Consider the following 14,956-nt stretch of genomic DNA (forward strand, 5'->3'; position numbering starts at 1 on the left):
GCGATTGCCGGTCAGGCCGAGACAATCACCGAGTCGCCGCTGAATACCGAAAGGCCCAGCTTGTTCATGATGTAGCGAATGGCCAGTTGGGCCTTGACCGAGTTGCCGGCGTCGTCGATAGGCGGGGCAAAGGCCGAGATGCCCATCACGCCCGGCAGTACGCCCAGGATGCCGCCGCCCACGCCCGACTTGGCCGGCAGCCCCGACGTGTAGAGCCAGTCGCCCGTGTGCTCGTAGAAACCTACGGTCGAGATGAGCGAGGTAATCTTGGAGGCCAGTGAAGCCTCGAACACCTGTTGGCTCGTCTTGGGGTTGACCCCCTTGTTGGCGATGGTGGCTCCGCAGATGGCCAGCTGTTGGGCGGTGATGCCCAGCGAGCATTGGCGGGTGTAGAGGTCGAGCGACAGGTCGGGGTCGTCGTAGATGCGACTGTAGTTTTTCAACAGCCAGGCGATGGAGCGGTTGTTGAAGTTGGTGTCCGACTCCGACTTGTAGAGCTCGTCGATCAGGACGGGAGCACTGCCCGAGAGTTGAGTGATGTTCTCGACGATGGCCTCCCACTTGGCCTGGGCGTTGCCGGTCGGCTGCACCATGCTGCACGCCGATATGGCACCGGCGTTGACCAGCGGGGTAGAGGGGTGGTCGTTCTCGAGCAGGATGGCCACAATCGAGTTGAAGGGCAACCCCGTGGCATCGGCCCCGATCATCGAGAGCAGTTTGTCGGCTCCGTACTGGCGCAGCACCAGAATGGCGGTGTGTACCTTCGAGACCGATTCGATGCCGAACCGGTACTGGGTGTCGCCCACCTCGATGAGGTGCCCGTTGGTGAGGCACACGCTTATGCCGAACAGCTGGCTGTCGATGCCGGCCAGATAGGGAATGTAGTCGGCATTCTTGCCGTCGTGGTTGTTGCGGTAGAGGTTGTGGGCCTCGTGCAGGGTTTGCTCGATTTGAGCAATCGAAATAACCTTTTTCATAACCGTTACTTTTTGGATTTGCGGCGATAGCCCGTGTGGGTGAACATGGTGCTTTCGACCTCGATATTTTTCTCCTGGGCGATGCGGGTGGGGGTAGGATACTCGAGTTTCTCGAGGTCGGCCACGGCGTCGCAGATGTCTTTGAGCAACATGTCGGCCATGTCGCGGCTGAAGCCCTGGCGCACGACGATACGCATGACCACGTAGCTCTCTACGCTCTTGGGCAGCGAGTAGGCGGGTACCATCCAGCCGCTTTGGCGCAGACGGTCTTGCAGGTCATACAGGGTCCACTTGGCATTCTTGGCATAGTCGGGGTGCATGTACCAGATGAAGAGCGGGTTCTCTACCCGGTCGCTGTAATTGACAAAGGGTTTCATCTTGCCAATCTCGTCGTGCAGGTATTGGGTAATCTGCATGCTGTTGTACTGGATGGCCTTGTAGCCCTGGAATCCCAACCGGATGAACTGGTAGTACTGGCCCAGAATCTGTGCGGCGGGACGCGAGAAGTTGAGCCCTACTTGCGTGATGTCGGCACCCAGGTAGTTGACGCTGAACGACATGTCGTCGGGTAGATACTTCTTGTCGCGCCATACGACCCACCCCAGACCGGGATAGACCAGGCCGAACTTGTGGCCCGAGGTACTGATGGAGAGTACCCACTTCAGGCGGAAGTCCCACTTCTTGTGCGGTTCGAGGAAGGGCAGGATGAATCCGCCCGAGGCGGCGTCGACGTGTATGGGAATGTCGTAGCCGGTCTTTTTGTTATAGGCGTCGAGCAGGTGGTCGAGCCGCTCCACGTCGTCGTTCAGCCCCGTCCAGGTAACCCCCTCGATGGGCACGATGCAGATGGTATTCTCGTCGCACATCTTGAGGGCCTCTTCCGGGTCGAGGGTAGGCTTGTCGAGCGTGAGCGGAACCTCGCGCATCTCGATTTGCCACAGTTGGGCAAACTTCTCCCACACAATCTGGTAGGCCGATGAGATGACAAAGTTGGGCTTGTCGGTGGGTTTGCCCTGGGCCTGACGTTTCTTGCGCCAGCGCAACCAGGCGGCCACACCGCCCAGCATACAAGCCTCGGACGAACCTATGGCCACGGCGCCGCTTTTCCATTTGGCCTCCTCGGGCGAGTTCCACAGGTTGGCCATGATGTTGATGCACTTGGCGTTCATCACGGCAATGCGGGGATACTCCGTCTCGTCGATGTAGTTGATGTTGATGGCCTCGTTCATCAGCTTGGTGGCATACTTGTCCATGTAGGTGGTGACGAAGGTGGCCAGGTTGAGGCGGGGTTGAGTCTGGGCAAAGGTCTCGTCCTTGACCATCTGGTAGGCGATTTCGGGGGTGGTAGGTGCATCGGGTATGCGCTCTACGGGTGAAGGTTTCAACATTTCGTCGGACCCGAAGATGCTCGTTTTGGCATCTCCTTCTCTTAAACTAAAATCTCTCATTGTATAAAGTTTTTAATGAATGAAATCTGCGAATCCGGCACTCCCGGGGGAGGACGGCTTCTGCATGAGACAACAGTCCCGACCGGGTGAATGTTTAGTGCGCGGGGGCAATTCCTGCACAATTTGGCACTTGTTAAAAAAGGGGGCGATAAACTTTCGGGGGTGTAGATTGTTCTCACCCTGTAAACGGGTCGGCAGGGATGCCGGCCGAAAACTGCAAGACTATGAAAATTGAAACCGGGCGGGGTACGATTCCGCTCATTACACTGTTGGGGATATGGTCCATATCGGCCTTGAGCGCTTTGCCGGGGCTGGCGGTTTCGCCCATTCTGGGGCAGTTGTCCACCATCTTTCCCCACGCGTCCGAGTTTGACATACAGTTGCTCACCTCGTTGCCTTCGTTGCTGACGATACCCTTCATCCTGCTCTCGGGCAAACTCACCGAGCGGGTGAACAACGTGCTGCTGTTGCAGGTGGGGCTGGTGGTCTTTGCCTTGAGCGGGGTGCTCTACCTCTTCTCGGGGCAGATGTGGCAGTTGATTGCCGTGAGTGCCCTGCTGGGTATCGGGGCGGGCATCATCGTGCCGCTCTCGACAGGCCTCATCTCGCGCCATTTCACGGGGCGATACCGCACGCAGCAGTTCGGGTTGAGCTCGGCCATCACCAACGTCACGCTGGTATTGGCCACGATGCTCACCGGCTATCTGGCCGAGGTGAACTGGCACTTGCCCTTTGTCGTCTATCTGGCTCCCGTGCTTTCGCTGCTGCTCTCCTTCTCGCTCAAGGGCGATTCGACTTCGGCCCGGCCGGTGGCCCAGAGCTCGACCGGACGCATCGACACGGGGCGGCTCGTGGGGCTGATGGCCTTCTATGGACTCATCACCTATCTGGTGATTATCGTCAGCTTCAACCTGCCCTTCCTGATGAAAGAGTACCATTTCGATACGGGGGCGTCGGGCTTTATCATCTCGCTCTTCTTTCTGGCCATCATGTTGCCCGGCTTCTTCCTCAATCCCGTGTTGTCGTTTCTGGGGTCGCTCACCAAGTTTACGAGTCTGGTCAGCATTGCCATAGGGCTGTTGCTTGTTCTGCTGTCGTCCAGCGAGTGGGTATTGGCCGTCGGGGCGGTATTCATCGGGTTGGGCTATGGGGTAATGCAACCCGTCATTTACGACCAGACTACCCGGGTGGCCGATGCCTCGCGGGCAACCTTTGCCCTGGCGCTGGTCATGGCCATGAACTACCTGGCCATACTGCTTTGCCCGGTGATTATCGATGCCCTCCAGTCGCTCTTCCACATTCGCACCCAGCGGTTTGCCTTTGAACTCAACCTGGGTATCACGCTGCTGGCGGTGGTGTGGGCCTATTGGAAACGGCACTCGTTCCTGTTCGACGATGCTCCCGTTAATCCCATACAGCCATGAAGATGATGCGTAGTAAAGTAGCGATGGCCAACTGGGCCATGGTGGTGTCGAAGGTCTTCGGCGGCTTGAACGTGAACGCCCTGCACTACCTGTTGCCCCTGTGGCTTGCCCCGCTTACCGGGGCTACCTTCCGGTGCGTGTTTGCCGCCGTGGCTTTCTGGATTCTCGGCTTTTTTGCCCGGCCCGAAAAGGCCTCGACCCGCGACAAGTGGATACTCTTCCTGCTGGGAGCCGTGGGCATCTATGGCTACATGTTTTCCTATCTGATGGGGCTGAGCAAGACTACCCCGGTCTCGGCCGCCATCTTTACCTCGATGCAGCCCATCTGGGTCTTCGTCATATCGGTGCTCTTCATGCACGAGCGCATCACGCTGCTCAAGGTGGTGGGTATTCTGGTGGGGTTGGGGGGCGCCATGCTCTGCATCCTCACCCAGAAGAGCGACGACCTCGCCTCCGATGCGTTGACCGGCAATCTCTTCTGCCTGATGAGCTCGGTCATCTATGCCATCTATCTGGTGTTGAGCAACCAGTTTCTGAAGCGCACGGGTACCTATACCCTCATGCGCTACACCTTTTCGGGGGCGGCTGTGTCGAGCTTGATTGTGATGGCCTTTACCGGCTGTGATGCCCCGTTGTTCGAGTCGCCGCTCCACCTGTGGCCACTGGCGGCGTTGCTGTTTGTGCTGATATTCCCCACGGTGCTGAGCTATCTGCTGGTGCCCGTCGGGCTGCGGTATCTGAAGACGACGGTGGTCGCCATCTACGGCTATCTCATTCTCATGGTGGCTTCGATTGTCTCGTTTCTCACGGGACAGGACCGTTTCAGTTGGACCCAGATTCTGGCCATGGTGCTCATCTGTGTCGGGGTTTACGCGGTAGAGATTGCCGAGAGTCGCGGCAGCCGTGCCCCCACGTCGCATTTGCATTCATCGCCTCATGCGTGACGACCCTTTGCGGAACCATCGCGGGGCCCGTTGCCACACCTTTTTCAGCTCTTCGGGATTGCGGGCCACGATAACCGTGGTGACGGCCACGAGTATGATGCCGATACCCCAGGCCTGCACACGGCTGCAACTCTCGCCCAGGAAGAGGATGCCCATGACCACGGCGGTGAGCGGCTCCATGCAGCCCAGCACGGCGGTGGTAGTAGAGCCTATATGTTTGACGGCCAGGATGAGGGTGAGGTTGGAGATGAGTGTGGGCACCAACGCCAGCATGAAGAGGTCGATGCCGCTCTTCCACGACGGGATGGGAGCCAGCCCTTCGCCTCGCACCAGCAGGTTGACGAGGAAAAAGAGACTCCCGGTCGAGAGGATGTAGAAGGTGAGCTTCAGGCTGTCGATACGGCCGATGCTCGAGCGGTTGAGCCCCACGATATACGAGGCGTAGGTGAGTACGGTAGTCAGCGCCAGGGCCATGCCCGTAGGGTTCACCTCACTGCCGTTGCTCCCGCTCAGCAGGTAGATGCCGCCCAGGGCCAGCAGCGTGGCCACGGCAACGGGCACCGAGAGCCGCTCCTTGAAAAGGACGACCATCAATATCGTCACTAGTACCGGGTAGAGAAAGTGCAGTGTGGTGGCCAGTCCGCTGGGTATGTAGAGGTACGACTGTGTGAGCAGGAACGAGGTGGCGGCGTAGAGCAGGGCAAAGCCGGCAATGACCGGCAGTTGCCGCTTCGCGATACGGAAGCTCTCGCGTCGGGCCAGCAGCACGAGCCCTACCAGCAGGGCCGATATGGCAAACCGGTAGAATACTACCGAGTTGACCGACACCCCGGCCTTCAAGGCTGGTATGGCAAAGAGGGGTACAAGCCCGAATGTGGCCGACGATACTACGGCATAGATCAGCCCTTTGATTGATTTTCTCTTCTCTTCCGTCATCACGGTATCTTTAAACATCTGAAATAATCTTTTTGTCGGGTGGATGAGAATGCGGGGCCGCATGGAAAACCGATGTTCCCGATACGACCCCGTATGTTTAGAAACTCATAATCCGCTACAACGGTTCACGACCGCAGGACGGCGGTGGGGAATCACCTCCCCAGGCACTCGTCGATATAGGCTTTCATGGCCGGCACGGCAGCCTCGGCGCTTTGCAGCAGCTTGAACTGCGCGCGGGTGCGCACCAGGTTGTGGTCGGGATACTTGATTTTGTAGTAGGTATCGCCGTTGATGTAGTCGGCGAGGAACCGCACGGCCTGCATGTAGGGGAAGAGGGTGGCGGCGTAGGGCAGGTTGTCGATTTCGACGTCGGTCAGGAATACGCGTGCCGTCTCCAGATAACCCTTGGTGAAGGCCTTGAAAATCTCCATGTTGAAGTTGACGTGGTCCAGATTCTTGTCGTCCTCCTCGCCGGTGTTGGCGGCGGTGCGCATGAAGTCGCCGAAGTCGGAGAAGATGTAGCTGGGCATCACCGTGTCGAGGTCGATCACGCACAGCACCCGGCCGTTCTCGTCGAACATCATGTTGTTTACCTTCGTGTCGCAGTGGCAGATGCGCTTGGGTAGCTTACCCTCGCGGTGCAGCCGTTCGGCCAGACACATGGCGTCGGCCCGTTTCTCGATTTCGTCGAGCAGCGGTTGCACCTCGGCCACTCGTCCCACGGGGTCGGCGGCCACGGCTTCGCGCAACTGTTTCAGGCGGAACTCCATGTTGTGGAAGTCGGGAATCGTCTCGCCCAACTCTACCGGGATGTCGGAGAGCATGGCTTGGAAATCGCCGAAGGCCTGCCCCGCATAGTAGGAGTATTCGGGCGTGACAGCCTCGTAGCTCTTGGCGTTGTGGATAAAGATGAGCACCCGCCAGTAGCTCTCGCCGTCGAAGTAGTAGAGCTTATGGTCTTTCGTGGGGATGAGGGTGAGCACCTTGCGGTCGATGTCGGTTTCGCCCCGGGCCTCGAGTTTGTGCCGGATGTGGGTCGTCACCTGGTAGAAGTTGTTCTGGAGCATATCCACGTTGGTGAAAATCGTGTGATTGATGCGTTGCAGCACATAGTCGGGTGCCTCGGGCGGTGTGGTGGTCACCTTGTACGAGTCGTTGATGAGACCCGCTCCCAGTGGTTTTATCTCGACCACTTTGCCCGTCAAGGCAAAATGCGACAAGATTTCGTTCAAGTCTTTCATACGTGTGTGTTTATTGTTTTTGTGGAATAGATTCGATAAAAGTACGGTAGAGATTCTGATAACATTCGTAGAGTTCCCGCGGTTCGCTATACTCTTTGGAGTTGACCTCATACATGAAGGGGCCTGTGTAATCGGCGTTGTACAGCTCTTGCTGTATCTGGTTCCAGTCGTTGTCGCCTTTGCCGCTGCACGGGTTGGGCATGTAGTGGCACTCGGCACGGCCGTTTCCGTCAGAGACATGTAGAGTCTTCACCCGGTTGCCCATGGCTTCGATGAGCCGTTCGGGGTTGTCGATGTGGTTCATGTCGATAGCCGAATAGACGTCGCTGGGCATCTGTTTCATAATCAGCTCTACCTCTTCGACCGTACGGCACAACGGACGTTCGTATTTCTCGTTGCGAAGCAATTCGTGACCGAGCATATTCTCGATGACCATGATGGCGCCGGCTTCTTTGACCAAGGGGTTAAGTTCGTTGACCGAGCGCAAGAGTTGGGCGATGCGTTTGGGGCGTTCGTTGAGTCCCAAATACCAGCTGGGGTGAAAGAGGATAACCCGGGGTTGCAGTATCTTGCAGAACCGCAGAATACGCCGTTGCAGGGCTACGGTACTCTGTCTGATTGTTTCGTCGCTTTGCGAGAGGTCAATCTCTTTGCCGAAGGGCATGTGTATCGACCAGATTTCGATACCGGCCGAGTCGGCAGCCTGTCGGGCGCTCTTCATGCGGGCCGTAATCTCTTCGTCGCTTTTCTCCTTATTGGTAAAAATTCCGGCACCCAACGATATCTCTATACAGTCGATGCCGGCCTCTTTCATGGTTTTGAGACGGTTGTAGTCGACTGCGTTGAAACCGATGGAACAGCCCACCCGCAAAGGAGGGTATTTCTCTTTTCCACTTGCCGAGATGGCAATGATTGCTAAAAGCACAAATAAGCATTTGATTTTTGTGAACATGATGAATTTTATTTAAGAATGATAATTGAATAGTCGTTAGCGTGTTGCCGGCTGGGGTACTGCCGTTTTTTCGGGTTCGACAAAGCGGCTGAAGAATTGCCAGATGTGTTCGCCCGTGACCAGGTCTTTCTCGCCCCACGAGTGGGTGCCGCCCATGATTTCATAGAGCCACACCTCGTGGTTGTCGGTTCCGCCGACATATCGGTGGCGGATAATCGAGTGGCCCGACTCGGGATTGAGTGAGGCTATCGTGTCGGTCTCCTCGTGGGTGCATCGATTTTGGGTAGCCCAGTAGCTCACGGCCAGAGGTACGGCAATGTATTCGCCCCAACCTCCTCGGTTCTCGGGGTCGCCGTTCCACATCGAGGTCTTGTCTTTCGTCCCGTGAATTTCGAGCAGGGGGACAGGAGTGTCGGCAGCCAGCTCGCGGTACATCCATTCGAGTGTGAGTCCCGCAATGGGAGCCACTGCCTTGAATACCTGAGGGGCCTTGTAGGCCAGCAGATAGCACATTTCGCCACCGTTGGAATAGCCTGTACAGAAGGTGTTGCGGGCACTCAGTCGATAGGTTTGTTGCAGGTGTTGTGCCAGTTCGCAGACGAATGCCACATCGTCGATGGTCATGTCGTCCTGAAAGGGGTACCCTACGTTCCAGCACGTTTTTCCCCGCTTGTCGCGAGCCCCTTGCGGGTAGCACACGGCAAACCCGTACTTGTCGGCGATAGAGTCCATGCCGAACCGTTCGGGGTCGGCACTGCCGCCGTAGCCGTGAAGCACGAAGACCAGCGGAGCTCCGGGAGCCAGATGGGCCGGAAGATAGAGTTTGTAACTGCGGTCGACGCCTCCCGACATGAAGGTGTGGTCGGTCAGGTTCCCGGTGGAGCCTGCGGCAAAGAGGAGATGCCCACACAACAGGGTAACGAGACAGAGTAAGATGCGTTTCATATTGATGGTATTAACTTCTATTTCAAAGGTAAGCAAAAAGCCTCGATCGAACGACTATTTATCGAAAATTTAAGAAAAAAATAGAATAGGACTTTGTCGAGCCAATGCGTCTGCCGAAGGGTAATGCGCTCTGTGTCCGTAAAAATTCCGAGACAATCATACTTTTCTTGTTTGCTTTGTTTATATTTGTACAAGTAGAATAGGAGAGTCGGCTCGGCATAGTCAAAAGTTGAAAACTATGTTTTCTATTTGCCACTGCTCTCGCCTTTCACTATATTTGCAATCTTGGTTATTTATTAAAATAGTTACTGCGATGATTGAAAAGATTAAAGAAACAGCTGCCTACATTGCCTCGAAGGTGCAGGTACTGCCTAAGACCGCTATCATATTGGGTACCGGGTTGGGCGAGTTGGTAAACCACATTACCGATAAAACCGAGATACCCTATACCGAAATCCCCAACTTCCCGGTGTCGACCGTCGAGGGGCATCAGGGAAAACTTATCTTCGGGAAGCTCGGTAAAAAAGATGTGATGGCTATGCAAGGCCGTTTCCATTTCTATGAGGGATATGACATGAAGCAGGTGACTTTCCCCGTGCGGGTGATGAAAGAGTTGGGCATCGAACACCTCTTTGTCTCCAACGCGGCCGGAGGCATGAACCCCGACTTTGCCATCGGCGACATCATGATTATCCGCGACCACATCAACCTCTTCCCCGAGCATCCGCTGCACGGCCGTAACTACAACGAGCTGGGCGTGCGTTTCCCCGACATGAGCGAGGCCTATTCGCATCGGCTTATTGCCAAGGCCCTCGAAATTGCCGAGAAGAACGACATCAAGGTACAGCAGGGTGTCTATGTGGGCACGCAAGGACCTACGTTCGAGACGCCGGCCGAGTATCGCTACTTCCGCATCATCGGTGGCGATGCCGTGGGCATGAGCACCGTGCCCGAGGTAATCGTGGCCCGTCATGCCGGTATCGAGGTATTTGCCGTGTCGGTCATCACCGACCTGGGCGTCGAGGGCATTGTGGAGAAGTGCTCGCACGAGGAGGTGCAGAAGGCCGCCGCTGCCGCTCAGCCCAAAATGACCTTCATCATGAAGGAACTGGTAGAACAATTTTAAGTATCAACCGATAAAAACAGAGCAAAGCCCATGAGCGTCGTGGGCTTTGCCGGCTATACCTATGGAAGAAAAACGAACCGAAATAGCTACGTTGGGCGAGTTTGGACTGATTGACCACCTGACGAAGCAGATACAACTCAAAAACGCCTCGTCGCTGAAAGGGGTGGGCGACGATGCCGCCGTGCTCGACTATGCGGGAAAGCGCGTGCTGGTCACCACCGACCTGCTGCTCGAGGGGGTTCACTTCGACCTCACCTACGTGCCCCTGAAACACCTGGGGTACAAATCGGCCGTAGTCAACTTCTCCGACATCTACGCCATGAACGGGACCCCGCGGCAGATAACCGTCTCGCTGGGCGTGTCGAAACGCTTCTCGGTCGAGAATCTCGAGGAGCTCTACGCCGGCATACAACTCGCCTGCGACATCTACGGAGTCGATCTGGTGGGCGGCGACACCTCGGCCTCGATGACCGGACTCACCATCAGCATCACCTGCATCGGCGAGGGCGACCCCGATAAGATTGTCTATCGCAACGGCGCCCGCGAGAACGACCTTATCTGTGTGAGCGGCGACCTGGGTGCCGCCTACATGGGGCTGCAACTGCTCGAGCGCGAGAAGCGCGTCTTTGCCGGCGAGACCGATTTCAAACCCGCATTCGAAGGTCACGAATACCTGCTCGAACGCCAGTTGAAACCCGAGGCCCGCAAAGACATTATCGAAGAGCTCGACAAGGCCGGAATCGTGCCCACCGCCATGATGGACGTCTCCGACGGCCTCTCCTCCGAGCTGCTCCACATCTGTTCGCAGAGCCATGTCGGGTGCCGCATCTACGAAGACCGCATCCCCATCGACTACCAGACGGCCACCATGGCCACCGAGTTCAACATGAACCTCGTCACCGCCGCCCTCAACGGAGGCGAAGACTACGAATTGCTCTTCACCGTACCCCTCGAGAAGCACGACACCGTCGCCGCCATCCCCGGCATTCGGGTGATAGGCCACATCACCAAACCCGACTTGGGCTGTTGCATGATTACCCGCGACGATGTCGAGATAACCCTGCGGGCTCAAGGTTGGAATTCGCTCGCCGAAGAGGAAGAGTAAGCCATACCGGCCGCTGTAAAATATACCCGGGAGAAGAGGCGAGATTAAAAACTTGCACTCTTCTCCCGATATATTTATGAGTCTGATAAACAAGGAGTCGGCTCGTTTGTGACTCCCTGTCACCACTTCATGGCTATGCTTTTCGATAGAAAAGTAAACGATAAATTTGGTAGATTCAAACAAATCCATTACCTTTGCACACGCAAAAATAAAGGTGCCATAGCTCAGATGGTAGAGCAAAGGACTGAAAATCCTTGTGTCCCCGGTTCGATTCCTGGTGGCACCACTTTGAAGAAAAGCAAAAGACAGTAAAATCCTGATTTCCAAGCGAAATCGGGATTTTTTGTTTTCCCCAGGCACGCAAAAAAACGGCAGAATGGCAAGACCAGTTCGAAAAGAGAATGATACATATTCTTTTGGAACTGGTCGAGTAAAGTATTGTGGTGACCGGTTTGTCTATAGCATTCAAGGACGGACTGCCTTGACCTCTCCCGGGGGTACCCCGAACTGACGCTTGAATGCACTGAAGAAGTGCGAGCGGTTCTTGAAACCTACCGCTACGTATACATCGGAGGGTTTGGTGTCGCCTTGGGCTAACAGCTCGTAGGCTTTTTCGAGGCGTTTGCGGATGAGCCATTTCTCGGGCGAGAGGTCGCTCACTTTGGCGAAGTCGCGCTTGAAGGTGGCGAGGCTACGCCCGGTGTAGGTGGCGAACTCGTCGAGTGTCATGTCTTGTGTGAAATTCACCTCCATGAAAGAGAGCAGGTCGATCTTCCACGATTCGTTGAAGTCGAACAACGTGGGGTAGAAGCGATCGTCCGTATCGAGCAGGCAATAGAGGGCCTCTTGCATCTTCAAGCGGATGATTTCGTCCTTTGGTTTGAGGTTGGCATCGGTGTAGGGGAGGAGCGACAGGAACAGGCTTTGCAGGGCTGGAGTCTGGGGCAGCAGGAGGGCCGATTCGCGGAATCGTTTCACCTCTTTAGATAGGGTCGTCTTGTCTAACGTGCTGAAGAAGTTGCGCAGGAAATTGCGCTCGAAACGGATGCTGATGGCTTTGTAGGGTGTGCCGCCGGCGGTGTGTTTCAGCAGTTTTACCTGGTGGTTCCGCTTGATGAAGACGTAGTTTCCTTTGCCTACCTTCAGGGTGTGTCCGTTGTCGTCGACCATCATCTCGCCCGAGTAGACGTAGATGAGGACGTGGACGGGCATGCGGTATTCCGACAGCATTTCGTGCGGCACGAAGCAGCTGTATACGATGTTCCAGTAGTTATAAACTTGCGACTCTTTTAGCATGACGGTGTAAATTTAAGTGTTTATCGTCGGGTGAACAAACTTTTCTCCTGGTCGTGTAGTTGGAAACGGCACAGACGTCTCTCGCCCGATGCCGGAACCTGCGCCGGTTACGGGGGTGTCTTGTTGTCAAGATGCAGTCTCGTTGTTTTGCAAATCAAGTCAACACTAAAAATGTGGTTATCGGGTTTGTTCTTATATTCTTATGATGGCCACGCCTGCTATCATGAGTGCCACGCCGGCAAGCTGGAGGTACGAAATCTGTTTCTGTACCGATCCCATCCAACCGTATTTTTCCATCAGAAGGCTAAGTAGCATCTGCCCGAGCAGCAGGGCCATGAAAAATGCGCCTGCTCCAATCTGTGGTATCAGCCATGAATTGCCAAACACGGCGATGGCACCGCATATACCGCCCAGCCACATCCACCACGGATTCTCTTTTTTGAAGGCCATGCGCATACGGCCCAGTTTGCCGCTCCCGATGCAGAAGACCGCAATCACAGTGGTTGCGATGAAAAACGACAGGGTGGATGCCTGTACTGCCGATTTTTGCGGCTCATTTGAGTCTCCTCTTTGGTGCCCTCCCAAGAGGGCATATAGGCCCGTCGAGGGAGTAGCAAAAGGGGAATCGGCTGATGGCTATCTTGTTTTATTCCCGTACCGATAAAGCGGGGGTGCGACCCCGTGTGGAGTGCGCACCCCGCTGTTGACTCGAACGAGGGCCCCCGGTAGAATGGGGGGCGTAAACAGGTAGGATAAGTGTAACATCCTCGAGTTCGAGTCGAGGTCCCCTCTGGACTCTTTTTTATGAATAGACGTAGCGTGAGTTGTCGCTCGGTCCCCTCTTTTGTTTAGCCTGTGTGCCGTGCCGGTTGTGACCGGGGTGGGCAGGTCGGGCCTGTTTTCTCAGTCGTTTGTTGATATAGAGGCGTGAGGTGGGTGTTTTCTATCTACCCCCGGCCGATTTTTATTTACCGGAATAGCGAAGGGGGGCAAAAGCGCAAACGGGGTGGCGCTTTATGCCGGGCCGAATCCTGTCGTCGTGACACAAAGATGATAAAAAGATGACCGATGGAAAAGTCGGTGAAAGGGGAGTGTATGAAATGGCGGCGGGGGTGTATGAAATGGACCTTCGCCTGGCATTTGATACAAGGGGTGCGGGGTGGTGCGGATTAGCGTTTGCGCCAGAGGATGTAGCTGGTGTTGGCGGGCATGCGGTACGACTTGCGGCCGAAGGTGTGGCGCTGCCCTTGGGCATCGGTGCTCCAGCCGTAGGAGAGGCTGCCTACCAGGTAGATGGCGTGGGTGACGCCGAGGTCCTCGAGGGCTTGGGCGAAGTCGTGGAACGACTCGTTCGAGAGGGTCTCGACGACCATGATTTCGCCGTTGCGGTCGCACAGCGAGCGGCGTATCGATTTGTTTTTGGGTTCGTTGTCGACCAGTTTGCCGTTGTCGACGAGCGGATATTGGCGGAAGAAGTAGCCGCCGGTCTCGGTGGCTCGCTCGAAGAGCGGGGAGTTTTCGGCCACGCCTACGGTGATGGTGTCGTGTATGATGGCACAGTAGCCGATTTTGGCTTTGCCCCAGGCCAAGGGTTCGCCCTTGAGCACGAAGGCGCCCACGATTTTACGGTTGTCGCGACGGATGTCGGCAGCCTGGGCTACGAAGATAATCGACGAATCCCGTTCGTTCAGTGCTCCTACCTGCAGCGAGGGGATGGCCCCGTGGGGGATATGGATGCGCAGCGGGATGTCGTTGATGGTGGTGTCGATTGTCTGGGTGTAGGGCGTGGCAAGGGTGTCGGGGCAGGAGCCCAGCCGGTCGACCACCCGGGGCTCGGGCACCGTGGTCGTGGAGGGTTGCTGCTCGAAGTAGGAGATGTTCTCTTCGTCGGTCTCGGGTGCCTCATTCCCGGGCGAGAGCAGCAGAAGCAGCGCAATGACCACCCCGATGAGGATAACGATGGCAATCACCCAGCGCAACCATCGGCTGTCGTTTTGGGGACCGTTGGGGGCCGTGGCTCCCGAGTCACCGATAATCCGTATTTCGTCGTCTCTGATATTGTCTTTGAAGTCTGTCATCTTTTATTCCCTTTCCGATTCAACGAGTTCTTTCAACTGTTTGAGCGCCTCGCGCGAGGGCGTCACCGTATATTTGTTCGAGCTGTTGTCCGACAAGATTAACTGCTGTTTGGGCAGGTTGATGTAGTAGATATATCTGCGGTTGATAATCAATTGTTTACCTATTCTGATGAAGGCTTTACCCGACGAACTGCCCAGTTGTTCGGCGATGAGTTTCTCGATTTGCCCCAACTGGTAGGTCACTAATCGGGCCTCCCCGTCGGCCAGAATCAAGGTAGAGTAGTTCCCGTCCGACGAGATATAGATGATGCGGTCTTGTGCGATGCGCACCAGATCGGTCGAAGTCGATATGATGAGGTAGTCAGACATCTCTCTTTCGTCGGGAACAAATGTAAAGAAGAAATCTTTTCGAGACAAACGAATCGGCCGCGAATGTATCAACCGCGGTGTGGAGTGTATGAAATGGCCCCTTAAGCGGACGAAA

Annotated in this window: 14 protein-coding genes and 1 tRNA gene; 5 read left to right on the top strand and 10 right to left on the bottom strand. The window is 55.9% G+C overall.

Annotated features, from left to right (window positions below; translation table 11 throughout):
- Nucleotides 1-11: 11 nt before the first annotated feature.
- The gene (gene glsA / locus B5F38_RS06025) at nucleotides 12-977 is read right to left on the bottom strand and encodes a glutaminase A (RefSeq protein WP_087408402.1); all 966 of its coding nucleotides are present in this window, start codon (nucleotides 975-977) and stop codon (nucleotides 12-14) included.
- A gap of 5 nt (nucleotides 978-982) precedes the next feature.
- On the bottom strand, nucleotides 983-2,425 hold the full coding sequence (locus tag B5F38_RS06030; RefSeq protein ID WP_087408403.1) for a glutamate decarboxylase: 1,443 nt from the start codon (nucleotides 2,423-2,425) through the stop codon (nucleotides 983-985).
- A gap of 224 nt (nucleotides 2,426-2,649) precedes the next feature.
- On the opposite strand from B5F38_RS06030, the gene B5F38_RS06035 reads away from it, so the two are divergent.
- Both B5F38_RS06035 and B5F38_RS06040 read left to right on the top strand, forming a co-directional pair.
- Entirely contained in the window at nucleotides 2,650-3,849 is a 1,200-nt protein-coding gene (locus B5F38_RS06035; RefSeq protein ID WP_087408404.1) for an MFS transporter, read from the top strand.
- 5 nt (nucleotides 3,850-3,854) lie between these two features.
- Nucleotides 3,855-4,793 carry a DMT family transporter gene (locus B5F38_RS06040; RefSeq protein ID WP_087408489.1) on the top strand — a complete coding sequence of 313 codons (939 nt, stop codon included), beginning with the start codon at nucleotides 3,855-3,857 and terminating at the stop codon, nucleotides 4,791-4,793.
- Here B5F38_RS06040 and B5F38_RS06045 read toward each other — a convergent pair.
- The 4 genes from B5F38_RS06045 to B5F38_RS06060 all read right to left on the bottom strand — a co-directional run bounded on the left by B5F38_RS06045 (nucleotide 4,776) and on the right by B5F38_RS06060 (nucleotide 8,867).
- On the bottom strand, nucleotides 4,776-5,747 hold the full coding sequence (locus tag B5F38_RS06045) for a DMT family transporter (protein WP_241147816.1): 972 nt from the start codon (nucleotides 5,745-5,747) through the stop codon (nucleotides 4,776-4,778). The genes B5F38_RS06040 and B5F38_RS06045 overlap by 18 nt on opposite strands.
- Before the next feature lie 134 nt (nucleotides 5,748-5,881).
- Entirely contained in the window at nucleotides 5,882-6,970 is a 1,089-nt protein-coding gene (locus B5F38_RS06050) for an aminoglycoside phosphotransferase family protein (RefSeq protein ID WP_087408405.1), read from the bottom strand.
- Between the two features lie 10 nt (nucleotides 6,971-6,980).
- Nucleotides 6,981-7,922 (bottom strand): sugar phosphate isomerase/epimerase family protein, encoded by a 942-nt coding sequence (locus tag B5F38_RS06055; protein ID WP_087408406.1) that lies wholly within the window; start codon nucleotides 7,920-7,922, stop codon nucleotides 6,981-6,983.
- A gap of 36 nt (nucleotides 7,923-7,958) precedes the next feature.
- Nucleotides 7,959-8,867: a PHB depolymerase family esterase gene (locus B5F38_RS06060; protein ID WP_087408407.1), complete on the bottom strand. Its 909-nt coding sequence runs from the start codon at nucleotides 8,865-8,867 to the stop codon at nucleotides 7,959-7,961.
- 313 nt (nucleotides 8,868-9,180) lie between these two features.
- Here B5F38_RS06060 and B5F38_RS06065 point away from each other — a divergent pair, with 313 nt between their 5' ends.
- From B5F38_RS06065 to B5F38_RS06075, 3 genes are all read left to right on the top strand, one after another.
- The gene (locus tag B5F38_RS06065) at nucleotides 9,181-9,993 is read left to right on the top strand and encodes a purine-nucleoside phosphorylase (RefSeq protein WP_087408408.1); all 813 of its coding nucleotides are present in this window, start codon (nucleotides 9,181-9,183) and stop codon (nucleotides 9,991-9,993) included.
- A 61-nt stretch (nucleotides 9,994-10,054) separates the two neighbouring features.
- Nucleotides 10,055-11,098, top strand: coding sequence for a thiamine-phosphate kinase (thiL, locus tag B5F38_RS06070; RefSeq protein ID WP_087408409.1), 1,044 nt, complete (start codon nucleotides 10,055-10,057; stop codon nucleotides 11,096-11,098).
- 213 nt (nucleotides 11,099-11,311) lie between these two features.
- A tRNA-Phe gene (locus tag B5F38_RS06075) sits at nucleotides 11,312-11,384 on the top strand.
- A gap of 179 nt (nucleotides 11,385-11,563) precedes the next feature.
- On the opposite strand, the gene B5F38_RS06080 is transcribed toward B5F38_RS06075, so the two are convergent.
- The 4 genes from B5F38_RS06080 to B5F38_RS06095 all read right to left on the bottom strand — a co-directional run bounded on the left by B5F38_RS06080 (nucleotide 11,564) and on the right by B5F38_RS06095 (nucleotide 14,841).
- A complete protein-coding gene (locus tag B5F38_RS06080; RefSeq protein WP_087408410.1) occupies nucleotides 11,564-12,394 on the bottom strand; it encodes an AraC family transcriptional regulator in 831 nt (276 codons plus the stop codon).
- A gap of 192 nt (nucleotides 12,395-12,586) precedes the next feature.
- Entirely contained in the window at nucleotides 12,587-12,979 is a 393-nt protein-coding gene (locus B5F38_RS06085) for a DMT family transporter (RefSeq protein WP_087408411.1), read from the bottom strand.
- A gap of 584 nt (nucleotides 12,980-13,563) precedes the next feature.
- Nucleotides 13,564-14,472, bottom strand: coding sequence for a hypothetical protein (locus B5F38_RS06090; protein ID WP_087408412.1), 909 nt, complete (start codon nucleotides 14,470-14,472; stop codon nucleotides 13,564-13,566).
- Between the two features lie 3 nt (nucleotides 14,473-14,475).
- Complete coding sequence (locus tag B5F38_RS06095; protein WP_087408413.1) at nucleotides 14,476-14,841, bottom strand: LytTR family DNA-binding domain-containing protein; 366 nt, start codon at nucleotides 14,839-14,841, stop codon at nucleotides 14,476-14,478.
- Nucleotides 14,842-14,956 lie beyond the last annotated feature (115 nt).

Origin of the sequence: Barnesiella sp. An22 (assembly GCF_002159975.1) — a bacterium.
GTDB lineage: Bacteria > Bacteroidota > Bacteroidia > Bacteroidales > Barnesiellaceae > Barnesiella > Barnesiella merdigallinarum.